23 protein-coding genes are annotated in these 20887 nt (G+C 65.5%); 14 read left to right on the top strand and 9 right to left on the bottom strand.

The window, feature by feature from the left end; genetic code table 11:
• Window positions 1–34: 34 nt before the first annotated feature.
• From ABTV68_RS15045 to ABTV68_RS15035, 3 genes are read right to left on the bottom strand one after another with little or no spacing between them, the layout of a single operon-like run.
• Window positions 35–895: a carbohydrate ABC transporter permease gene (locus ABTV68_RS15045; RefSeq protein ID WP_433677624.1), complete on the bottom strand. Its 861-nt coding sequence runs from the start codon at window positions 893–895 to the stop codon at window positions 35–37.
• Between the two features lie 20 nt (window positions 896–915).
• On the bottom strand, window positions 916–2025 hold the full coding sequence (locus ABTV68_RS15040) for a carbohydrate ABC transporter permease (protein ID WP_433674517.1): 1110 nt from the start codon (window positions 2023–2025) through the stop codon (window positions 916–918).
• A gap of 4 nt (window positions 2026–2029) precedes the next feature.
• Window positions 2030–3301 carry a sugar ABC transporter substrate-binding protein gene (locus tag ABTV68_RS15035; RefSeq protein ID WP_433674516.1) on the bottom strand — a complete coding sequence of 424 codons (1272 nt, stop codon included), beginning with the start codon at window positions 3299–3301 and terminating at the stop codon, window positions 2030–2032.
• A gap of 185 nt (window positions 3302–3486) precedes the next feature.
• On the opposite strand from ABTV68_RS15035, the gene ABTV68_RS15030 reads away from it, so the two are divergent.
• The 3 genes from ABTV68_RS15030 to ABTV68_RS15020 are packed head-to-tail and all read left to right on the top strand — an operon-like array spanning window position 3487 to window position 5858.
• Complete coding sequence (locus ABTV68_RS15030) at window positions 3487–4485, top strand: LacI family DNA-binding transcriptional regulator (protein ID WP_433674515.1); 999 nt, start codon at window positions 3487–3489, stop codon at window positions 4483–4485.
• A gap of 34 nt (window positions 4486–4519) precedes the next feature.
• Window positions 4520–5326 (top strand): thymidylate synthase, encoded by an 807-nt coding sequence (locus tag ABTV68_RS15025; protein ID WP_433674514.1) that lies wholly within the window; start codon window positions 4520–4522, stop codon window positions 5324–5326.
• Between the two features lies 1 nt (window position 5327).
• Window positions 5328–5858, top strand: a complete 531-nt coding sequence (locus ABTV68_RS15020; protein ID WP_433674513.1) for a dihydrofolate reductase — start codon at window positions 5328–5330, stop codon at window positions 5856–5858.
• Here the strand turns inward: ABTV68_RS15020 and ABTV68_RS15015 are convergent, their stop codons facing one another.
• Entirely contained in the window at window positions 5859–7139 is a 1281-nt protein-coding gene (locus ABTV68_RS15015; RefSeq protein ID WP_433674512.1) for a DUF445 domain-containing protein, read from the bottom strand.
• Window positions 7140–7201: 62 nt separating this feature from the next.
• Between ABTV68_RS15015 and ABTV68_RS15010 the strand changes: the two genes are divergently transcribed.
• Window positions 7202–7474: a metal-sensitive transcriptional regulator gene (locus tag ABTV68_RS15010; RefSeq protein ID WP_231092257.1), complete on the top strand. Its 273-nt coding sequence runs from the start codon at window positions 7202–7204 to the stop codon at window positions 7472–7474.
• Window positions 7475–7572: 98 nt separating this feature from the next.
• On the opposite strand, the gene ABTV68_RS15005 is transcribed toward ABTV68_RS15010, so the two are convergent.
• Both ABTV68_RS15005 and ABTV68_RS15000 read right to left on the bottom strand, forming a co-directional pair.
• A complete protein-coding gene (locus tag ABTV68_RS15005; protein ID WP_433674511.1) occupies window positions 7573–8187 on the bottom strand; it encodes a DUF1992 domain-containing protein in 615 nt (204 codons plus the stop codon).
• Window positions 8188–8299: 112 nt separating this feature from the next.
• A complete protein-coding gene (locus tag ABTV68_RS15000) occupies window positions 8300–9460 on the bottom strand; it encodes an acyl-CoA dehydrogenase family protein (protein WP_433674510.1) in 1161 nt (386 codons plus the stop codon).
• A gap of 216 nt (window positions 9461–9676) precedes the next feature.
• On the opposite strand from ABTV68_RS15000, the gene ABTV68_RS14995 reads away from it, so the two are divergent.
• Both ABTV68_RS14995 and ABTV68_RS14990 read left to right on the top strand, forming a co-directional pair.
• The gene (locus tag ABTV68_RS14995; protein WP_433674509.1) at window positions 9677–9982 is read left to right on the top strand and encodes a nucleotidyltransferase family protein; all 306 of its coding nucleotides are present in this window, start codon (window positions 9677–9679) and stop codon (window positions 9980–9982) included.
• Window positions 9972–10331: a HepT-like ribonuclease domain-containing protein gene (locus tag ABTV68_RS14990; protein WP_433674508.1), complete on the top strand. Its 360-nt coding sequence runs from the start codon at window positions 9972–9974 to the stop codon at window positions 10329–10331. The genes ABTV68_RS14995 and ABTV68_RS14990 overlap by 11 nt, the downstream gene beginning before the upstream one ends.
• Window positions 10332–10393: 62 nt before the next feature.
• On the opposite strand, the gene ABTV68_RS14985 is transcribed toward ABTV68_RS14990, so the two are convergent.
• Window positions 10394–11329, bottom strand: a complete 936-nt coding sequence (locus tag ABTV68_RS14985) for an NADP-dependent oxidoreductase (RefSeq protein ID WP_433674507.1) — start codon at window positions 11327–11329, stop codon at window positions 10394–10396.
• A gap of 53 nt (window positions 11330–11382) precedes the next feature.
• Window positions 11383–12654, bottom strand: coding sequence for an MFS transporter (locus ABTV68_RS14980; protein ID WP_433674506.1), 1272 nt, complete (start codon window positions 12652–12654; stop codon window positions 11383–11385).
• A gap of 398 nt (window positions 12655–13052) precedes the next feature.
• Between ABTV68_RS14980 and nrdH the strand changes: the two genes are divergently transcribed.
• The 8 genes from nrdH to ABTV68_RS14940 all read left to right on the top strand — a co-directional run bounded on the left by nrdH (window position 13053) and on the right by ABTV68_RS14940 (window position 20420).
• Entirely contained in the window at window positions 13053–13286 is a 234-nt protein-coding gene (gene nrdH, locus ABTV68_RS14975; RefSeq protein WP_231092262.1) for a glutaredoxin-like protein NrdH, read from the top strand.
• Window positions 13287–13298: 12 nt separating this feature from the next.
• Entirely contained in the window at window positions 13299–13766 is a 468-nt protein-coding gene (nrdI, locus tag ABTV68_RS14970) for a class Ib ribonucleoside-diphosphate reductase assembly flavoprotein NrdI (RefSeq protein ID WP_433674505.1), read from the top strand.
• Complete coding sequence (gene nrdE / locus ABTV68_RS14965) at window positions 13748–15907, top strand: class 1b ribonucleoside-diphosphate reductase subunit alpha (protein ID WP_433674504.1); 2160 nt, start codon at window positions 13748–13750, stop codon at window positions 15905–15907. The genes nrdI and nrdE overlap by 19 nt, the downstream gene beginning before the upstream one ends.
• A gap of 48 nt (window positions 15908–15955) precedes the next feature.
• A complete protein-coding gene (gene nrdF, locus ABTV68_RS14960) occupies window positions 15956–16933 on the top strand; it encodes a class 1b ribonucleoside-diphosphate reductase subunit beta (protein ID WP_433674503.1) in 978 nt (325 codons plus the stop codon).
• Window positions 16934–17158: 225 nt separating this feature from the next.
• Window positions 17159–18244, top strand: a complete 1086-nt coding sequence (locus ABTV68_RS14955; protein ID WP_433674502.1) for a DUF6615 family protein — start codon at window positions 17159–17161, stop codon at window positions 18242–18244.
• Between the two features lie 149 nt (window positions 18245–18393).
• The gene (locus tag ABTV68_RS14950; protein WP_433674501.1) at window positions 18394–19104 is read left to right on the top strand and encodes a VOC family protein; all 711 of its coding nucleotides are present in this window, start codon (window positions 18394–18396) and stop codon (window positions 19102–19104) included.
• Window positions 19101–19448, top strand: a complete 348-nt coding sequence (locus tag ABTV68_RS14945; RefSeq protein WP_433674500.1) for a gamma-glutamylcyclotransferase family protein — start codon at window positions 19101–19103, stop codon at window positions 19446–19448. Before ABTV68_RS14950 ends, ABTV68_RS14945 begins: the two co-directional genes overlap by 4 nt.
• 168 nt (window positions 19449–19616) lie before the next feature.
• Window positions 19617–20420 carry a TerC family protein gene (locus ABTV68_RS14940; protein ID WP_433674499.1) on the top strand — a complete coding sequence of 268 codons (804 nt, stop codon included), beginning with the start codon at window positions 19617–19619 and terminating at the stop codon, window positions 20418–20420.
• A 52-nt stretch (window positions 20421–20472) separates the two neighbouring features.
• Here the strand turns inward: ABTV68_RS14940 and ABTV68_RS14935 are convergent, their stop codons facing one another.
• Window positions 20473–20886, bottom strand: coding sequence for an ester cyclase (locus ABTV68_RS14935; protein ID WP_433674498.1), 414 nt, complete (start codon window positions 20884–20886; stop codon window positions 20473–20475).
• Window position 20887: the final 1 nt, after the last annotated feature.

Here is a 20887-nt window from a genome sequence, read left to right as displayed (position 1 = left end):
GGAGATCGTGCGGGAAGCGTGAAGGAGCGACGGATCACTCCTTCACCGCCCCCTCGCTGGAGTTCATGATGTGGCGCTGGAAGACGAAGAACATGACGGCCACAGGGATGGTCATGATCAGCGCTGCCGCCAGCTTGATGGGGTATTGACTGCCCTGGCTCAGCTGGCCGCTGGCGAGGGAGGCGACACCCTTGGTGAGGGTGGTGAGCTCGGGGGACTGCGTGGAGACGATGAAGTGACTCAGCTCGTTCCACGAGCCCTGGAAGGACAGGATGATAATGGTGATCAGTGCGGGGCGTGCCATCGGCAGCACCACGGACCAGAACAGGCGGAACGATCCCGCGCCGTCGATGCGCGCCTGCTCCTCAACGGAGACCGGGATGGACTCGAAGAAGTTCTTCATGATGAATACTCCCGCCGCATCCACCAGTAGCGGCAGGATCATGCCGGCGTAGGAGTCGTACATGCCCAGCTGATTGATCACGAGGAACTTCGGGATCAGCAGCACCACCGCGGGCACCGACATCACCGCGACCAGCGCGCCGTACACGATGGCCCGGCCGCGGAACTGCAAGCGGGCGAGGGCGTAGCCGGCGAGCGAGTCGAAGAACACGCGTCCGAGGGTGACGAAGATCGTCACGATCGCGCTGTTGGCGAACCACAGCGGGAAGTCGGAGTTCGCGAACAGCCGCTCGTAGGCGGCCCACGTGAACACCGACGGAACCAGGGACACGGGGTTCTGCGCGGCGTCGCCATCGGTTTTGAACGAGGTCGAGATCTCCACCAGGAACGGGAAGATGTACACCAGCGCCATCAACAGCAGCAGCGCGTAGAGGAGCACCTGACCGACGATCCGCCGCGGTGGCAGGTGTCGCAGTCGGGAGGCGGGCGCGATCGTGACGACAGAGGTGGCGGTCACTTCGATACTCCCGTCGTAGAAGAGGGCCGCACCTGGTAGGCGCGGATGCGGCGCTTCGAGACCGGGCGATCCCGCAGCACCCAGCGCTGCACCAGGGTGAAGATCACGATGATCCCGAACAGGATGAACGCGATCGCGGCACCCTGGCCCCACTCCTGGTTCTTGAAAGCGGCCTGGTAGGAGAGGAACGCGGGCGTCAACGTGGTCTTGCTCGGCGAGCCCTGCGTTCCGGTGTAGATCTGGTCGAACACCTGCCAGCAGCCGATGAGTCCCAGCGTCAGCACCGTGAACAGCGTGGGCCGCAGTTGGGGGAGGGTGATCCGCCAGAAGCGCTGCCAGCCGTTCGCGCCGTCCATCATCGCGGCCTCATCCACGTCGCCGCCGATGTTCTGGAGGCCGGCGAGGAAGAGCAGCATGAACGTTCCGCTCGTGGTGAAGACGGCCATGAGGATGTAGGCGGTCATCGCCACCGACGGCCCCGCCAGCCAGTCCCACCACGTGATGCCGAGGAAGCCGCCGCTGGTGAGGGCCTGCGGTCCCTGTTCCACGCCGAACAGGCGCAGGAAGTTCTGCAGGATGCCGGACGGGTCGTTGAACCAGTTCGGTCCGTTGATTCCGAACCAGGCGAGTACGGCGTTCACGGCACCCGAGGCGTTGAACAGGAACAGCCAGAGCACGGTGATGGCCACCGAGCTGGTGACGGAGGGGAAGTAGAAGGCGGTGCGGAAGAAGCCGCGACCGCGTAGCACAGCGCGGTTGACCAGCACCGCCAGGAAGAGCGAGAGCGCGGTCTGCAGCGGAACGACCAGCAGCACGTACCACGCGTTGTTGCGCAGAGCCGTGCCGAAGTCCTTCGTGGCTAGCCCGCCGTCCGTGGTGATGGCCGCGTAGTTGGCCCCACCGACGAAGCGGACACTGCTCGACAGGGGGCTGCCGCGGCCGCCCCAGTCGGAGACGCTCACCCATACGGCCATGAGCACCGGGACGAGCATGAACACGCCGAGGATGATGATCACCGGTGCGGTGAACAGCCACCCGGCGGCGGCCTCGCCGCGCCGGAGCCCACGGGCTCCAGCACGGCGAGGCGCTGCGGTCGGGGTCGCCATCGTCTTACTTGAGGATGGCCTCGAGGTTCGACTGGGTCGAATCGAGGATCGTCTTCGGCTCGGTGGTCTTCAGGGACTCCAGCTGGGAGTTGAAGTCGCTCACGACATCCGCGGCACCGGCCTCGTTGGGCACGAAGCCTGCGTACTCGGCACCGGCCAGGAACGGCACCAGCTCCGGGTTCGCGGTCTTCCACGCGTCAGCGGCGGACTGGATCGACGGCATCGGGCCGAAGGCCTTCGAGAAGGCCAGCTGGCTGTCCGAGCTGGTCAGGTACTGCACCAGATCGAGGGCAGCCTTCTGGTTGGGGCTGTCAGCCGCCATTCCCCAGCAGTTGGTGAACTGCAGCGTGCCCTTGCCCGCGGGACCTTCCGGCAGCTCGGCCACCTGGTAGTTCACATTCGCGTAGTCGTTGCTCATGGCGCCGGTGATCCAGTTGCCCTCGATCACCATCGCAGCCGACTGCTTGCCGAGCGCCTCGCCGCCCCAGCCGGCTCCGACGTCCTTGGCGAAGGCGAAGGTGCCATCGGCGAGGTGGGTCTTGACGTAGTCGAGCGCGGTGACGTTCGCCTCGTCCGAGGCGATGGCCTTGCCATCCTTCACGAGTCCGCCACCGGCCTCGGCCATGAAGGCGCCGACGCGGGCGTACTCGCCACCGAAGGCGAGGCCGACGTGCTCGGGCGTGGTGAGCTTCTTCGCGACGGCCGCGAGGTCATCCCATGTCTTCGGCAGATCGGCGTCGGTGAGGCCGGCGGCCTTCCAGAGGTCGGTGTTGATCACGAGCTGCAGGGTGGAGAAGTCCTTCGGAGCGCAGTAGAACTGCCCGTCCACCGTGAAGTTCTGAACCAGCGACGGGTAGAAGTCACTCTTGTTGGAGAGCTCGTCGCCGTAGGCCTTCAGCGACCCGTTCTGCGCGAAGCCGGCGATCTGGTCGGTGGACAGGTAGAACAGGTCGGCCGGCTTGCCGCCAGCGAATCCCTGCGACAGCTGCTGACCTAGGTTGCTGGCCACCTGCACGCTCGCCTCGGTGCCGGATTCCTTCGACCACGCGGCCACGGCGTCCGTGACGGCCTTCGTCTCTGCGTCGCCCGACGATCCGATGAGGACGGTGAGGGCACTGTCCGAGCTGGTCAGGCCGCCCTCTGCGCCGGCGGAGGAGCCGGTGTCGCCCGTGGCGTCGTCGCCGGATGAGAATCCGGATCCACAGGCGGTGAGGGTGAGGGCGCTCACCGCGATCAGGGCACCGGCACCGATCAGGGTGCGTGCGTTCTTTGTCATGACTCTCTCCTTCGGGAGCTCAGGTGCAGGATCGATCATTCATCGCCGCGCATGTGCACACGGCCAATTTGAACGATCAAATTCAGGTTGGACAAACAGTAAGCAGACCGGTCCGGTCGTGTCAAGCCCATCCGTGTGGCGCATATGATGTGCAGGCAGGTGCCGGATCGGAGAGGAGGGGCGCGATGGGTCGTGCTCCCACGGTGGAGGATGTCGCTCGCCGTGCGGGTGTGTCACGCCAGACCGTCTCGAACGTCCTCAACTCGCCGGACATCGTTCGCCCCGCCACGCGTGAGCGGGTGGCCGCGGCGATCGAGGAGCTTGGCTACCGCACCCACGCCGCGGCGCGTATGCTCCGCACGCAGCGCAGTTCCACTATCGGCATCCACCTGGACCCGTATGTCGGCGGCGTGTCCGGCGTGGTGCTGGACCGGTTCGTCCACGCACTGGCCGAGCGTGCGAGCGATCGCGGGATGCGGATCCTCGTGTACGCGGCGCGCACGCCGGAGGAGGAGGTTGCCCGGCTCACGGAGATCACCGATGGCGGTGAGATCGACGCCGCCGTGCTCACGGGCACGTTCCGCGGCGACCCGCGTACCTCCTTCCTCGTGTCGCGTCGGCTGCCGTTTGTGGCCTTCGGCCGGCCCTGGGACGACGGTGTGGAGCCCTCGCACCCGTGGGTGGACGTCGACGGCGCCGCGGGCACCCGACAGGCCACCGAGCATGCGCTCACACACGGCGACCGGGTCGCGTTCCTCGGCTGGCCCGAGGGATCGGGAACGGGTGACGATCGCGAACGCGGCTGGCGCGAGGCGATGACGGCTGCGTCCGCCACGGGTCCGCGATGGTGGAGCATCGACGATGTCGCCGCGGCTCGTGAGGCAGCGGCGGCGGGCGTTCACGACGTCGATGCGGTGGTGTGCGCCAGCGATTCACTGGCCATCGGAGCACTGCTCGCGGCGGCATCGGCCGGTCGCGGGAACCTGCCGATCATCGGCTTCGACAACACGCCGGCCGCCGAGGCGCTGGGTTTGTCGAGTGTCGAGCAGCGACCGGAGAAGGTGGCCGGTGCCGTGCTGCGCCTGCTCATGGGACCCGATGGTCGTCACGTGCTGCCGGCGTCCTCGGATCGCCAGCGGGCCACGAAGCTCGTCACTCCGGAGCTCGTGATCCGCGCCCGCTGAGCCCGTCCTGCGCCGGTCGAACTAGGATCGGAGCATGAGCATCCCGACCCCGTACGAGGACCTGCTGCGCGACGTGCTGGAGAACGGCACACACAAGACGGACCGCACCGGAACGGGGACGACGAGCGTTTTCGGACGCCAGTTGCGCTTCGATCTCGCCGATGACGCGTTCCCGCTCATCACCACGAAGCGCGTGCATTTCAAGTCGCTCGCGTTGGAACTGCTCTGGTTCCTGCGCGGCGACTCGAACGCACGATGGCTGCAGGAGCGCGGCGTGCGCATCTGGAACGAATGGGCCGATGAGGATGGGGAACTGGGCCCGGTGTACGGCGTCCAGTGGCGTTCCTGGCCCACCCCCGACGGTGGCCACATCGACCAGATCAGCCAGGTGATCGACCAGCTGAAGAGCAATCCCGACTCGCGTCGCATCATCGTGTCGGCGTGGAACGTCGCGGAGATCGAGAACATGGCGCTGCCGCCGTGCCACGCCTTCTTCCAGTTCTATGTCGCGGACGGACGCCTCTCGTGCCAGCTCTATCAGCGCTCCGCAGACATGTTCCTCGGGGTCCCCTTCAACATCGCCTCCTATGCCTTGCTGACGCGGATGATCGCCCAGCAGACGGGGCTCGAGGCGGGGGAGTTCGTGTGGACCGGTGGCGACTGCCACATCTATGACAACCACCTCGAGCAGGTGCGCACGCAGCTGGAACGCGAGCCCTATCCGTCACCGACGCTGACCTTCACGCGCACCCCGGACAGCATCTTCGACTACGAGTTCGAGGACTTCGCGGTGCACGACTACCAGCACCACCCGCAGATCAGTGCGCCGGTGGCGGTGTGAGGTGGCCCGCATCGGACTGATCTGGGCGCAGACCGTCGATGGCGTCATCGGACGCGACGGTGATATGCCCTGGCGCGCGCCGGAGGACATGGCGTACTTCAAGCGCACCACGGTGGGCCACCCGGTGATCATGGGACGGCGCACCTGGCAGTCGATTCCGCCGCGCTTCCGCCCGTTCTCGGATCGCACCAACATCGTGCTGACCCACGACGACGCGCTTGCTGCCGACGTGCGGGCGGCGGGCGGGCTGGTCGCCACCGACGTCCACGAAGCGCTCGCTCTCGCCGGTGACGCGGACGGGAGCGAGGAGATCTGGGTGGTGGGCGGCGGGTCCGTCTACGAGCAGTTTCTCCCCGAAGCCGACCAGGTGCTGGTCACCGTGCTGGACCTGGACATCCCGGACGGTGACACGCATGCTCCGCAGCTCCCGTCGGAGTTCGAGCTCACGGCGGCATCGCCGGGTGTTCCCGATTTCGCGCCGTCCGATCGCGGCCCCGCGTATCGCTTCGAGACCTGGACCCGCCGGGCCTGATCAGCCGAACAGCTGAACCGCTGCGTGCGCGACCGCGAAGATCGTGACGCCGGCGAGTGCGCCCACGACGGTGCCGTTGAGGCGGATGTACTGCAGGTCGCGGCCCACCATCAGCTCGATCTTCTCCGTCGTCTCGCTGGCGTCCCACCGTTCCACGGTGTCGGTGATGATGCTGGCGATGTCGTGGCGATAGCGGTCCACGAGGAAGACGGCGGCGTTGGTGACCCAGCCGTCCACGCGGCGCTGCAGCGATGCGTCGTCCGCGAGGCGAGCGCCGATGTCGGCGAGGGCCGCGTTGATGCGGGCGCGCAGGGCGCTGTCCTCGTCCTCCAGAGCGGTGATGAGCCCGGTCTTGACCGTCTGCCAGGCGTCGCTCGCCAGCTGCCGCACCTTGGGGCTGTCGAACACGCCGCTCTTGGCCCCCTCGAGCTTGGCGCGTGTCGTCGGGTCGTGCTGCAGATTGTCGGCGAGGCGGGCGAGATAGCCGTCGATCGCGTGCCGCGCGGGGTGGTTCGGGTCCTCGCGGACCGCGTCGACGAACTTCACCGCCTCGTTGTACGCAGTGTCGTCGACGAAGCGGTGGGCGAGCTTCGGCACCCAGCCGGGCAGACGACGGGAGATGAGCCCCTGGAAGGCGGCATGATTGCTGCTCAGCCAGTTCGCGATCGTGTCGGCGGCGAGGTCGACGGCGGGGCGCTGGGCGTCGGTCTCGACGATGCGGCCGAGCCAGGTCCCGGCCGGGGTCGCCCAGTCCTGGTCGATGAGGTGGCGGCGAGCGAGATCGCTGATGAGATCCTGAACGTCGTCATCGCTCAGCGCCCGGAGGATTCCCGCCGCGGCGGTGGACAGTTCACTGCCGACGCGCTGGGCATTCGGCTCCTCGCGCAGCCAGGCCCCCAGCCGCGCTGCGATCGGGGTGGTGTCCAGCTTCTGGCGCACGACGTCGCCGGCGAGGAAGTTGGTCTCCACGAATTCGCCCAGCGTGCGCCCGATCTCATCTTTGCGGTTGGGGATGATCGCGGTGTGGGGGATGGGCAGCCCCATCGGACGACGGAACAGCGCTGTGACGGCGAACCAGTCGGCGAGCGCGCCCACCATGCCTCCCTCGCCCGCCGCGCGAAGGTAGCCCCACGCGGGATAACGCTCCTGCAGCACGAAGCCGATGCAGAACAGGACGGCCATCGCGATCAGCGCTCCGAGGGCGATGGTCTTCATCCGGGAGAGGGCACGGCGTCGCTCCTGGTCGGCCGGAGAGAGCAGTTCGATGGGTGTGCGCGCCATGGCCACATCCTCGCATCGCTCGGGACGGTCGGGGCGGTGCGCCTCGGCGGTACGCTGAAGACGTGATCGAGGACATCAAGAAGCGCGCACTGCACCGCACCGCCATCCTGGAGGGTCAGCTGCGCGGCGTCGCGAAGATGATCGACAACGAGGAGTACTGCATGGACATCATCACGCAGTCCCGTGCGATCCAGCGCTCCCTGGAATCCCTCAATCGCCTGCTGCTGGAGAATCACCTCCGCACCCACGTCAGCCACATGATGGAATCCGGCGGCGACGAGCGCGAGCAGGCCATCGAGGAGATGCTCAAAGCCTTCGAAGTCACCGGCAAGTAGCGACCCGCCGCGGGCTCAGATTCCGCGCCGCGAGACGGCGGCCCCACACTCACGAGGGACGTCGCGACGTTCCGTGAACGTGCCGGCCGGCTCGCGTGTCAGCGGTTGCGGCGGAACCAGCCCCGCGATGACGTGGGCGGAGGCGGCACTTCCGTGGTGCGCTGCGCGCGCCGGTCTCGCCACGCCTGAACCTCGGTGTCGACGTCCCGCAACGCCGTGACAACGGGCGGCCCACCCAACAGCTGCAGGCGCGCGTGCTTCACGCGACGGTTGAAGTCCTCGACCGCCTCCCGGACGTCTGATTCGCGGGTGAGGGCGTCCATGCGCTCCTCGAACTCGCGATCCTCGACGCGCAGCGTGAGGGCGGCGGGACCGAGCCCGCGGAGGTCTTCCGTCTGGATCTTGCGGCGGATCCACCAGTCGGGATCGTGATGGGTGCCCAGGCCCTCGATGGGCTTCCCGGCCCCCGGCAGATCGTCGAACGCACCTTCGCGAATCGCTCGCTGGATCGCGGTCTCCACATACGCCGCGCGGTCCGCCGCCGTCCACGTCCGCTGCGCCTCGGAACCCTGTGATCCGTGACGCTGCCCGTTCGCCGGTCCTGCCGCCTTTTCGTCGCCGTCCCGTTCAGCGTTGCCGTCGATCGGCCCGTCGCCCTTCGCTGCCTGCGCCGCCCGGTACTCCGCCGCGGCATCTCGAGGATCGTTCGTCATCGTCTTACCTCCTGCCCGGATTCGGCGTTCCACATATCCCGCGAGACTTCCATCTGTGGGTGAGAATCACCGCAACGCGTCGATTGTCGCCCACAGACGGAAGTCTCGCGGGTCATGGTTCCACGGGGCCGAGGAGGGCGGACGCGGCGGTCGCGTGGGCGGATTCGGGGTCGGAGGGGTGGAACATCCCCGCCAGCACGTCGCGGTAGAGGCGCGAGAGCTCGTTGCGGGTGAAGAAGCTGGATCCACCGGCAACGAGCATCGCGTTGTCCACCACCTCCTTGGCCATGACCACGGCCCGATGCTTCACGCCGGAGAGCATGGCGAACCAGCGCGCTCCGTTGTCCACGAGCTCATCGACATCGTGAGCGATCGCGGCGATCTGCGGCGGCAGTGCGTCATAGGCGAGAGCCATCTCCGCGATGCGCCAGCGGATGTCCGGGTCCTGGGCGTACGACTTCCCGGTCTTCTTGGAGCGACGCTTTCCGGCGGTCTCCACCGCGAGCTCGATGGCCCGATGAGCGATGCCGGTGTACACCGACGCGAGCAGCACCTCGAACACGCTGAAGATCCCGAACACGATCGGATCCGGGTTCGGCCCGGGCGCCACGATCCGCGCGACCCGGTCGGCCGGGGCGATCGCGCCGTGCAGCTCGGTGGTGCGCGACTGCGAGCCTCGCATCCCCAGGGTGTCCCAATCGTCGCGGGTGACGACCTGCTCCGATCGAGGCACGAAGGCGTAGATCAGCTTCGGGTTCTCGGGGTCGGATTCGTCGAGCCCGTGCAGGCCCAACTGATCCCACACGGGGCCGAGCGACGTGAAGATCTTCGTGCCCGTGAACGCATATCCACCGTCGAGTTGCGGCACTGCGGCGGTGTCGGAGCCGAAGAGCACGAGGTCGTTGCCCGCCTCGCTGATCCCGAACGCGAACACGTCACCGCGCGCGGCTCCTTCCTGCACGAACGACAGCGCGTCGACACCGCGATCGCGCATCACCTTCGCGACCCCGGTCCACACCAGGTGCATGTTGATGGAGAGCGCGGTCGCGGGTGCGGCGCCGGCAAGGCGCTGCTGCAGCACGGCGGCCTGCTCCAGCGACAGCCCGGACCCACCGCGATCGGCGGGCACCAGAATCTTCAGGTATCCGACCTTGCGCAACTCGTCGAGGTCTTGCTGCGGAAACACGTTGTCGGCATCCACCTGAGCCGCGCGCGACCGGATGCGCTCCAGAAGATCGTCGGGAAGGTACTCGGCAGGATCGAACACGCTCATGCCTCCATTCTGTCCCCGCCCGCTCCGTGCGGGATGTATGTCTCGAAAGGCACTTCAGGCGCCGACTGCCTTCCGACTGAGCCTGTCATTCTCGGCACGCATCTGATCGATGAGAACCGTGGCGCGGTGCCGCAGGGGGAGCTGGCCCGGCCTCCTCGATGATCACTCCCGGAGATGGGTCTCACTGAGTTGCAGCCGATCTGAGAGAATGAGGGCATGGAAACCGCCGTGGTTCTCGATGCTGAGGCGATCCGGCGCGCCTGCGAGCGCTATGGTGTTGCGCGGCTCCGTGTCTTCGGCTCGGTGCTCACCGACCAGTTCAACCCCCAAACGAGCGATATCGATTTCCTCGTGACTTTTCAGCCGGAGCGGGAGAACCTCTTTCACGACTACTTCGATCTGAAGTTCGAGTTGGAACGGATCGTCGGCCGGGGAGTCGATCTCGTCGTGGAGCGTTCGGTGAGGAACCCCTTTTTCAAGGCGGCTGCATTCGGGAGTGCGCAGGAACTGTATGCGGCCTGAGGCAGGTGCGCATCTCTGGGACGCGGCCGACGCGGCCAGGCTTGTCGACGAATTCACCCGTGGCAGGAGTGAGGTCGACTTCATCTCAGACCTCATCGTCCGCTCAGCGGTGGAGCGTCAGCTGGAGATTCTCGGCGAAGCGCTGAACCGACTCCGCCGGGATGACGCGGACACGGGGGCTCGAGTACCAGGCCTCGACAGGATCGTCGGAATGCGGAACATTCTTGCTCACGAGTATGGCGACATCGACTATGAGATCGTTTGGCGCGCGGCGACGACCAGTGTCCCAGCTCTGATCCCGGTCCTGGACGAGCTCGTCGATGAGGCTCGACGCGGTGCGGGACTATAGCGGCACTGCATCGAGCCTCATCGACGGCGGATCAGGGCCATTGACGCGTCACGAACCCGGCGTCAGAACAACGTGGGGTCCACGGCGATCACGAGCTTGCCTCGGACGTGGCCCTCGCGAAGTCGCTCCACGGCGGTAGCGGTGTCCTCCAGCGGATATGCTCCGGCGATCTCGATACGCAGCGTCCCGTCTGCGATGCGGCGCTGGATGTCGGTGAGCGCGTCCGGGCGAGCGTTGCCTCCGCCCGTGGCGATCACGCCCGCGGGGAGTGACGCTCCGCCCGCGGCGATCGCCGTGATCCGGGTGGGGGAGACGCCCAGCTCGATCGCGGCCTCGACGGCCTCGGTGCCCTGAAGATCGGTCGCGGCCGTCACCGGTCGATCCGTGGCCTCGCGCACGCGGTCTGCGAGGCCGGGGCCGTACGTGACGGGAATCGCACCGAGCTCGCGCAGGAAGTCGTGATTGCGCTCCGATGCCGTGGCGATGACCTGCGCTCCCGTTGCGGCGGCCAGCTGCACCGCGATGACACCGACACCTCCGGCCGCTCCACCGATCAAGACGGCGTCGTCGGCGGTGAGATCAAGCGCGTCCACGGCGGCGGCCGCGGTGCGTCCGGCGATGTCCAGTGTTGCGGCCACGTCGAGGCTGACCTCGTCAGGCACCGCGACGATCTTCGTCACGGGCGTCACGGTGTACTCCGCGATCGCACGTCCACGGGCGGCACCGAGCACGCGGTCACCGACGCTCCAGGACTCCACGCCCTCACCGATCGCGTCGATCACACCGGCGAAGTCGCTGCCGTATCCGCCCGGGATGCTCACACGAAACGCCTGCGCCATCTGTTCGTATGCCGCCAGCTTCCAGTCCACGGGGTTGAGTCCGGCGGCCGCGACGCGCACGCGGACCTCTCCCGGCCCGGGAACCGGGATGTCCGCATCCACGATCTCGATGTTCTCCGGCCCGCCGAACGCGGTCTGCCACACGGTGCGATTGCTCATGCAGCGGGCAACGCGGGATCAGCCGCGGGCTATTCCCGCCGTGTCTTCGCGTGTCAGGAGACGGTCTGGATCGGTGCCGTGTCGGGAATCGGCGCGGCGTCGCGATGACGCAGATCCGGGAATCCGCGGACGAAAACGGTGGAGACCACGGTTCCCACCAGGGCGAGCCCGGCGGCCGCGATGTATGCCCCGGCCGGTCCGATGCCGTCGATGAGGAAGCCGGCGAGGGCTGATCCTGCCGCACCGCCGATGAGCTGGCCGGTGGCCACCCAGCCGAACGCCTCGGCCGTGTCGCTGAACTTCACACTGGCGGTCGTCATCGCGAACAGCACCGCAAGCGCCGGCGCCACACCGATGCCCGCGAGCGTGAGCGCCGTGCCGATCGCCCAGGGCTCACCCGCCCATTCGGGGTTCACGAAGAAGGGGATGACGGCAAGGCCCACGGTGACGATGAGGAGCCGGCGAGCCATCGCCCAGCGGCTGATCGGGATGGCGCCCGACACAAGTCCGCCGGCGAGCGAACCCACCGAGAAGACCGCCAGCACGAGGCCGGCTTCGACGCCTCCGTGTCCGAAGGTCGCGATCACACCCGCCTCCACCGCGGTGCAGGCCCCGATCAGGAGGAAGCCCACCAGCGTGGCGAGGAGGACGGCGGGCTTGCTGAGCACCTTGCCGAAGCTGCGCCGGCTCTGTGGGATGCGCACCCGTCCGACTTCCGGCAGTACCAGGAACCAGGTGCCGCCACCCACCAGGATCGCCACGATCGTGAAGAGACCGACGATGGTGTTGATCTGCGTGCTCACCAGCGTGATGAGCACCGGAGCGATGATCCAGATGATCTCCTGCAGCGAGGCGTCCAGGGAGAACAACGGTGTGAGCTGGCGGGAGTTGACCATCTTCGGGTAGATGGTGCGCACGGCCGACTGGATCGGCGGAGTCGACAGACCCGCGATGAAGCCCAGCACCATGTAGATGAACACGATCGGCGGGAACACACCACCGTCACCGCGCACGACCGCTTCCGGCACGACGAGGTGCAGCGTGGTGATCGCGATGAGAGCCGCTGCGCACACGCCGATCATGGTGCCGATGACCGGGCGACTGCCCCAGCGGCCCATCCAGCGGCTCGCGACGGGGCCGGCGATGGCCTGGCCGACAGACGTGGCGGCCAGCACGAGACCGGCGGCGGCGTAGTAGCCGGTGATCTGCTCGACGTGCATGAGGATGGCCAGGCTCGTCATCCCGTTGGGGAAGCGCGCGACGAGCTGAGCGATGATGATGCGCGCGACGCCTGGCGTGCGCAGCAGATCCTTGTACCCGGCCACGAGAGTCCAGATTACCGTTCGGCGAGGCGTTCTGGAGGGGCGCGGGCACCACGTACGGCGCGTCGAACACGACACGCCGCGACACGCCGAGATCGGATCTGTCCACCGGATTCCAATGTCGGAGGCCCGGCGTAACGTCCACCCTGTGGAAGGACGAGGCCGTGACGTCCGACACCCCGGCTTTCACGCGGGTTTCAGGCTCCCAGATTCGTTCGCCGGTTGTGGATGAAAACGTGGACAACCTGTGTTGAACCCTGTGGAGGACGGTGGATAACTACACGAATGTAACTACTACCTCTTGTGGTCACTTCCAATGTCGACACCTATATGTAGTATTGGAGCTCCGGCACTGGTTGCCGGCCACACACCAAGATCATCAGAGGGGAAAGACGGTCAAAATGTCTGTAACGGTCTACACGAAGCCCTCCTGCGTCCAGTGCAACGCGACCTACCGCGCACTCGACTCCAAGGGCATCGAGTACGAAGTCCTCGATGTCACGCAGGACGCTGACGCTCTCGAGCAGGTCAAGGCTCTGGGGTACATGCAGGCTCCGGTCGTGATCACCGAGGGTGACCACTGGTCGGGCTTCCGCCCCGACAAGATCGACGAGCTCGCCGCCCGCCTCGCCTGATCGGATCGGCGCATGTCGGTCCTGCTGGCTCCACAGGCGCCGGGTCTCGGCACGACGCCTTCCCGCCCCTCGGCGGACGCACCGCTGCTGGTCTACTTCTCCAGCGTGTCCGGCAACACGGCACGTTTCATCGAGAAGCTGGGCATGCGGGCTGTTCGGATCCCGCTGTACCGAGCCGATGAGCCGCTCATCGTCGAAGAACCCTACGTGCTCGTCACCCCCACCTACGGCGGAGGTGACGGGCACGGTGCGGTCCCCAAGCAGGTGATCCGGTTCCTCAACGATGCGCGCAACCGGTCCCTGATCCGCGGTGTCATCGCCGCGGGCAACACCAATTTCGGTGAGGCGTACTGCCTCGCCGGCGACATCATCTCCCGCAAGTGCCACGTGCCGCATTTGTATCGAGTGGAACTCTTCGGCACGCCGGATGACGTGGCTCAGGTGAGCGACGGATTGGAACGATGGTGGAAGCAGCAGTGACCGAGGTCAGCGACTTCAAGGCGAACCCCGCGTACGAGGGTATGGACTACCACTCGCTGAACGCGATGCTCAACCTGTACGACGCGAACGGCAAGATCCAGTTCGACGCCGACCGCCGCGCTGCGCGCGAGTACTTCCTGCAGCACGTCAACCAGAACACCGTGTTCTTCCACTCGCTCAAGGAGCGCCTGGACTACCTGGTGGAGAAGGAGTACTACGAGCCGGCCGTGCTCGAGAAGTACTCGCTGGAGTTCATCCAGAAGCTCAACGACCGCGCGTACGCGGCCAAGTTCCGCTTTGAGACCTTCCTCGGCGCGTTCAAGTACTACACCAGCTACACGCTGAAGACCTTCGATGGCAAGCGCTACCTGGAGCGCTTCGAGGACCGTGTCGTGATGAGCGCGCTCGCGCTCGCGGACGGCGATGAGAAGGTCGCCGAGCAGATCGTCGACGAGATCATCTCGGGTCGCTTCCAGCCGGCCACCCCTACGTTCCTCAACGCCGGCAAGGCGCAGCGCGGCGAGCTCGTCAGCTGCTTCCTGCTGCGCATCGAAGACAACATGGAGTCCATCTCCCGCGGCATCAACTCCGCGCTGCAGCTCTCCAAGCGCGGCGGTGGCGTGGCTCTGCTGCTGTCGAACATCCGCGAGTCGGGTGCTCCCATCAAGCAGATCGAGAACCAGTCTTCGGGCATCATCCCCGTGATGAAGCTCCTCGAAGACAGCTTCAGCTACGCCAACCAGCTCGGTGCGCGTCAGGGTGCTGGTGCCGTCTACCTGTCGGCGCACCACCCGGACATCATGAAGTTCCTCGACACCAAGCGCGAGAACGCCGACGAGAAGATCCGCATCAAGACGCTCTCGCTGGGTGTCGTGGTCCCCGACATCACCTTCGAGCTCGCCAAGAAGGGCGAGGACATGTACCTGTTCTCGCCCTACGACGTCGAGCGCGTGTACGGCGTCCCGTTCGGTGACATCTCGGTGACCGAGAAGTACCACGAGATGGTGGACGACCCGCGCATCAAGAAGACGAAGATCAACGCACGCGAGTTCTTCCAGACTCTCGCGGAGATCCAGTTCGAGTCGGGCTACCCGTACATCATGTTCGAGGACACGGTGAACAAGGCCAACCCCATCAAGGGCCGGATCAACATGAGCAACCTCTGCTCGGAGATCCTGCAGGTCAACACCCCCACCACGTACAACACCGACCTGTCGTACGACGTGATCGGCAAGGACATCTCCTGCAACCTGGGTTCGATGAACATCGCCCTGGCGATGGACGGCAAGAACCTGGCCGGCACCGTGGACACCGCCATTCGCGCGCTGACCGCCGTCTCCAACCAGAGCCACATCGCCTCGGTGCGCTCCGTGGAGGACGGCAACGACCGTTCGCACGCCATCGGCCTCGGCCAGATGAACCTGCACGGCTTCCTGGCTCGTGAGCACGTCTACTACGGCTCGCCGGAGTCGATCGAGTTCACCGACGTCTACTTCGCGACGATCCTGTTCCACGCGCTCACTGCATCGAACAAGATCGCCATCGAGCGCGGCGAGCACTTCGACGGCTTCGAGGACTCCACGTACGCGTCGGGCACGTTCTTCGACCAGTACCTGGAGAACGACTTCCTGCCCACCAGCGAGAAGGTCGCCTCCCTGTTCGCGGGGCACCAGCTGCCCACCCGCGAGGACTGGGCCGCGCTGAAGGAGTCCGTCCAGAAGCACGGCATCTACAACCAGAACCTGCAGGCCGTCCCGCCGACCGGATCGATCTCGTACATCAACAACTCGACGAGCTCGATCCACCCGATCGCGTCGAAGATCGAGATCCGCAAGGAAGGCAAGCTGGGTCGCGTCTACTACCCGGCGCCGTTCATGACGAACGACAACCTGGACTACTACCAGGACGCCTACGAGATCGGCTACGAGAAGGTCATCGACGTGTACGCGGCGGCCACCCGCCACGTGGACCAGGGACTGTCGCTGACGCTGTTCTTCAAGGACACCGCCACCACGCGCGACATCAACCGTGCCCAGATCTACGCGTGGAAGAAGGGGATCAAGACGATCTACTACATCCGCCTGCGTCAGATGGCACTCGAGGGCACCGAGGTCGAGGGCTGCGTCAGCTGCATGCTGTGACGCCCCGGATCCTCGCCCATCACCGCTGAATCACCCAGAGAAGAAGAGATGACTCCCGACAAGCTGAAGCTGGTCTCCACGGTCCAGGCCATCAACTGGAACCGCATCGAGGACGAGAAGGACGTCGAGGTGTGGAACCGCCTCGTCAACAACTTCTGGCTGCCCGAGAAGGTGCCGCTGTCGAACGACATCCAGTCGTGGAACACGCTGACGCCGGATGAGCAGCTGCTGACGATGCGCGTGTTCACGGGTCTGACGCTGCTGGACACCATCCAGGGCACGGTCGGCGCGGTGTCGTTGATCCCCGACGCCATCACCCCGCACGAGGAGGCGGTGTACACCAACATCGCGTTCATGGAGTCGGTGCACGCGAAGAGCTACTCGTCCATCTTCTCGACGCTCGCGTCGACGAAGGAGATCGACGAGGCCTTCCGCTGGTCCACGGAGAACCCGAACCTTCAGAAGAAGGCTCAGATCATCATGGACTACTACCAGGGCGACGACCCGCTCAAGCGCAAGGTGGCCTCCACGCTGCTGGAGTCGTTCCTCTTCTACTCGGGCTTCTACCTGCCGATCTACTGGTCGTCCAAGGCGAAGCTCACCAACACGGCCGACCTCATCCGCCTCATCATCCGTGACGAGGCCGTGCACGGCTACTACATCGGCTACAAGTTCCAGAAGGGTCTCGAGAAGGAGACCGAGGAGCGTCGTCAGGAGCTGAAGGACTACACCTTCAACCTGCTGTTCGAGCTCTACGACAACGAGGTGCAGTACACGCAGGACCTCTACGACGGCGTCGGACTGACCGAGGACGTCAAGAAGTTCTTGCACTACAACGCCAACAAGGCGCTGATGAACCTCGGCTACGAGCCGATGTTCCCCTCGACTGTCACCAACGTGAACCCGGCGATCCTGTCGGCCCTGTCGCCGAACGCGGACGAGAACCACGACTTCTTCAGCGGTTCGGGTTCGTCCTACGTCATCGGCAAGGCCGTGGCCACGGAAGACGACGACTGGGACTTCTGAGTCACAGTTCTCTTTGGCGCAAGAAGCGAAGGGAGGCTCGAGTTTGCAGGGTGCTGCAGTCTCGGGCCTCTCCGGTTTTGTACCTCTTGCTCCGCGAGCTGGATGCAGCACCGCACTTCCAGCGGCGGCGTGCCGCGCAGTACCAGTCGGACTGTAATCTCGCGCAACGCGGATCGTCGGTCAATCGCACGGCGACCGCTCTTCTTATCTGGCATGCTGACTCGTATGACGGCACTCAACTTCTTCAAACGTCTGAAAGACGCGATGGACAGACAGGCCGAAGATGTCTGGGAGATGGTTCAGTACTCGAGAGATCAGGGATACCGCCTACGCCTCGGCGAAGTCACCACGACTGAGTTGAACTTCTTCCGGCTCAGGGACTTTTGGTCGCAGCGCGTATACATTGACATCAACGAACCAGAGGAAAATGCCACTGGTGCAGACTGGGAGTGGGTTATAGGCCACGACGACAAATGGCTGCAGATCCGTGTCCAGGCAAAAATGATGAACGCTAGCGGGAGTTTCGACCAACTTGGGCATCCCCGCTCAAGCGGCGATCAGATGAGAAAACTGCTCAATCCACCGAGTGATACGGTGTCCTGCAGATGGATGCCTCTTTATGTATTCTATGCGGCAGAGCCGGCCGCGAAGGTTGCAAGTCTTCTGCGGCATGAAGGATGTAGCGCGCAACTGGCTCGCGTGGTTAGCGAGAACTACAACCGGGGGCGGCCTCCACGTAAGAATGCGCGAAAGCGGGCGATCGATCACTTGCATGTGCCAAAGTCGGCGCCCCACGTGCCTACGAGTATCCCGTGGTCGGGAATCTTCGACGGCCTGATTACGCGGCTTGAGAGCGAATCGTTGGTGGATATTGTTGATAGTTTGGCAAACAGGCGATTCCCTGCCAATGCATCCAGAATCGATGACTTCTGGGATGTGAGGATCGATGATGGCCTGTGTGGGGGTGAACTTCCCGGCTATCTGCAGAAGATTGTCGATGCTCGCAATGACAGGGACTTCGCCTCATCACAGTTAGCGACCTTGGGAATTAGCGTCTCACCCCAGCGAGGGTCCATCACAGCCGAGGCGAAGCTGCGCGCCGACAGAGATCTTTTGGAGAACAGGCCTTCTCGAGAGATGGTTGAGAATTGGACTATCGGTACCACGGACGAAGCAGAAGCGGCGCCGATCCCCAGGATCACCATGGAGCTTGGAGAAGCAAGTGCAATGGCCCTGCCGAGCTTTGTTTCCATTATCGATGTTAATCGATTGCCTGAGATCGGTGAGCACGTTGGGCGCGGCCCTTCCTGACATTCACGAGCGAGCGCAGTGAGCCCATCCCGGGTGCGCTGTCCATATGCTCTCCCGCACATACAAACATGAGCGGCCTGCGGCCGCGAACAGTTGGGCAGCGTCAAGGGCATGCGGCAGTCAACGCCTGTGCGCTGTACGGTCGAAGCATGGTGCTCACCCTCGAATCGGTGATGTTGCGCGGCACGCAACCCGCCCGTGCGGCGGCGTTCTGGTCCGCACTCTTGGAGCGCGAACCGCAGGAGGACGCGGATGGGATCCTCCTTCCCGGGTCGCCGACTCAGATCGGGGTCCGCTTCGCCCCGGGGGCCGCACACTCGCCACTCAAGAACCGCGTGCACCTCCACCTGAGTCGCGCGGAGCGGACCCAGCGCCAGACGATCGAGGCCGCACAGCAGGCCGGAGGCCGACTGCTGGGCAGCGGCAACGTGCCCGCGGGCAGCTATGCGGTGATGGAGGATCCGGCCGGCGACGAGTTCTGCGTCATCGAAGACAACAATTCGTACCTTGCCGGCTGTGGTCCGCTCGGCGAGGCGACCTGCGAGGGCACGCGTGCCTCCGGGCTGTTCTGGTCCGCAGCGCTCGGATGGCCGCTGGTCTGGGACGAGGGGGAGGAGACAGCCATCCAGTCACTGGCCGGCGGCACGAAGCTGGCGTGGAGCGGGGACCGCGTCGACCCCGCGCGCGATCCATCACGCCAGGCGTTCGTGCTTGTCTGCGAGCCCGACGACCTCGCCACAGAACTCGAGCGTCTCACATCGCTCGGTGCTCGAGTCACGGGCACCAGCGCGGCGGGGACCACGATCCTCGAAGACCCGGAGGGCGTCGAGTTCCTCCTGCGCTCTATGATCAGCACGTGAGCCACCGCGTCTTCTCCTACGGCACGCTTCGTCTTCCCGAGGTGCAGCGGGCGCTGTACGGACGCGAAGTGCCGACCGTCGCCGACGAGCTTCCCGGCTACGCCCTCGAATGGGTGCAGATCACCGACCCGGACGTGATCGCGAAAAGCGGGTTGGATCGCCACCCGATTCTCCGACGCGGCGGAGACGGACCCGCTGTCGCTGGCGCATACCTGGAGCTGACGGACGACGATCTCGCCGCGACCGACGACTACGAAGTCGACGACTACGTGCGCGTTCTCGTGACGCTCGCGTCCGGGGCGAGCGCGTGGGCGTACGTCGCCAGCGCTGACGCGCACCGCTGAGCCGCCCGACCTCGACACGATGAGGCGGACGCCGATTCCGACCTGAGCCCCGACGTCGGGAGCGCTTGGGTCGAATACCCGGCAATCCGCCGGGAAGGCACCGATGATCCGCCTCGAAGCAACCCGACGGGTGCAGAATTCGCCGAAAACGTGCCCTACGCTCGGGCCATGGAGTTCGACTTACCCCTGTCCCCAGATCTCATCGCCGTCTTCCTGGCCCTGTTTCTGCTGGAGGTGGTGCTCGGTGTCGACAATGTGATCTTCATCTCCATCCTCGCGGGCAAGCTCCCGCAGCATCAGCAGGCGCGGGCTCGCAAACTCGGTCTGACGCTCGCCATGCTGATGCGCATCGTGCTCATCTTCTTCGCGGGCTGGATCATCACCCTCACCAACGACCTGTTCCACATCGGAACCCTCGGCTTCTCGGTGAAGGACCTGATCCTCATCGCCGGTGGTCTCTTCCTGCTGTTCAAGGCGGTGCAGGAGATCCACCACAAGCTGGAGGGCGATGACACCGAGGTCCAGGGCCCCGGCGTCGTCGCGACCACCTTTGGCGCCGTCATCGTCCAGATCCTGGCGCTCGACCTGGTGTTCTCGCTCGACTCGGTGATCACCGCCGTTGGCATGACCGCCAACATGATCGTCATCATCGCCGCTGTGCTCATCTCGTTCAGCATCATGCTGTTCGCGTCCGGCGCCATCTTCGCCTTCGTGAACCGTCACCCCACCGTGAAGATGCTCGCGCTGTCGTTCCTGCTGCTGATCGCCGTCTTCCTGATCGCCGAGGGGTTCGGAATCAAGATCGACAAGGCGCTCATCTACGGGCCGATGGCCTTCGCGATTCTTGTGGAGACGCTGAATCTCGCCGCACGGGCGCGCGCCGACAAGCGTCGCGCGTCACGTGCCGTGGACGCGCCGACGACCAGCGACCGATCCAGCCTCGAAGCCGAGTCCGACGGCGCGCTGTCCTGACTCACCCTCCGAGCGGGAGCCCGAGCCAGCGCTTCCGCTCGGAGCCGGAGGACTACTCGAGTTGCGCCGCGAGGCCAGCCGCATCCTGCTGGATCCAGTACTCCACGATGCGTCCGTCGGCGACGCGATACACCGCGCTTCCGACGGTCTCGATCGGCTTCCCCGTGGGCGGATGACCGTCGATCTCGCCGACGTGGTGGCCGCGCTGCGTCCATCGCGCATACGCCCGATCGCCGTCGACGAGAAGCTCCTCCACCGTGAAGGTGAAGTCACCGAACATCTCGATCATCTCCTCGACGTGCTCGGCGTAGTTCGCGGGTGAGCGCTCGAGAACCTCGCGCGCTCCGGCGCGCACCTGGTGGGCCAGCACGACGGGCGCGAGGAAATCCCACGCGGCCTCTGGCGAGCGACCGCTGCGCACCTGATCCAGAAAGGCGCGAACGGTGTCCTCGGTGCTGCGGGTCATG

It is taken from the genome of Microbacterium gorillae, from assembly GCF_050990725.1.
GTDB lineage: Bacteria > Actinomycetota > Actinomycetes > Actinomycetales > Microbacteriaceae > Microbacterium > Microbacterium gorillae_A.
This window is presented reverse-complemented; position numbering and strand designations above follow the sequence as displayed.

Coding starts and splice junctions, on each gene's coding strand:
- ABTV68_RS15040 (WP_433674517.1), bottom strand. CDS start 2,025: ATGGCGACCCCGACCGCAGCGCCTCGCCGTGCTGGAGCCCGTGGGCTC.
- ABTV68_RS15035 (WP_433674516.1), bottom strand. CDS start 3,301: ATGACAAAGAACGCACGCACCCTGATCGGTGCCGGTGCCCTGATCGCG.
- ABTV68_RS15030 (WP_433674515.1), top strand. CDS start 3,487: ATGGGTCGTGCTCCCACGGTGGAGGATGTCGCTCGCCGTGCGGGTGTG.
- ABTV68_RS15025 (WP_433674514.1), top strand. CDS start 4,520: ATGAGCATCCCGACCCCGTACGAGGACCTGCTGCGCGACGTGCTGGAG.
- ABTV68_RS15015 (WP_433674512.1), bottom strand. CDS start 7,139: ATGGCGCGCACACCCATCGAACTGCTCTCTCCGGCCGACCAGGAGCGA.
- ABTV68_RS15005 (WP_433674511.1), bottom strand. CDS start 8,187: ATGACGAACGATCCTCGAGATGCCGCGGCGGAGTACCGGGCGGCGCAG.
- ABTV68_RS15000 (WP_433674510.1), bottom strand. CDS start 9,460: ATGAGCGTGTTCGATCCTGCCGAGTACCTTCCCGACGATCTTCTGGAG.
- ABTV68_RS14995 (WP_433674509.1), top strand. CDS start 9,677: ATGGAAACCGCCGTGGTTCTCGATGCTGAGGCGATCCGGCGCGCCTGC.
- ABTV68_RS14990 (WP_433674508.1), top strand. CDS start 9,972: ATGCGGCCTGAGGCAGGTGCGCATCTCTGGGACGCGGCCGACGCGGCC.
- ABTV68_RS14985 (WP_433674507.1), bottom strand. CDS start 11,329: ATGAGCAATCGCACCGTGTGGCAGACCGCGTTCGGCGGGCCGGAGAAC.
- nrdH (WP_231092262.1), top strand. CDS start 13,053: ATGTCTGTAACGGTCTACACGAAGCCCTCCTGCGTCCAGTGCAACGCG.
- nrdI (WP_433674505.1), top strand. CDS start 13,299: ATGTCGGTCCTGCTGGCTCCACAGGCGCCGGGTCTCGGCACGACGCCT.
- nrdE (WP_433674504.1), top strand. CDS start 13,748: ATGGTGGAAGCAGCAGTGACCGAGGTCAGCGACTTCAAGGCGAACCCC.
- nrdF (WP_433674503.1), top strand. CDS start 15,956: ATGACTCCCGACAAGCTGAAGCTGGTCTCCACGGTCCAGGCCATCAAC.
- ABTV68_RS14955 (WP_433674502.1), top strand. CDS start 17,159: ATGACGGCACTCAACTTCTTCAAACGTCTGAAAGACGCGATGGACAGA.
- ABTV68_RS14950 (WP_433674501.1), top strand. CDS start 18,394: ATGGTGCTCACCCTCGAATCGGTGATGTTGCGCGGCACGCAACCCGCC.
- ABTV68_RS14940 (WP_433674499.1), top strand. CDS start 19,617: ATGGAGTTCGACTTACCCCTGTCCCCAGATCTCATCGCCGTCTTCCTG.
- ABTV68_RS14935 (WP_433674498.1), bottom strand. CDS start 20,886: ATGACCCGCAGCACCGAGGACACCGTTCGCGCCTTTCTGGATCAGGTG.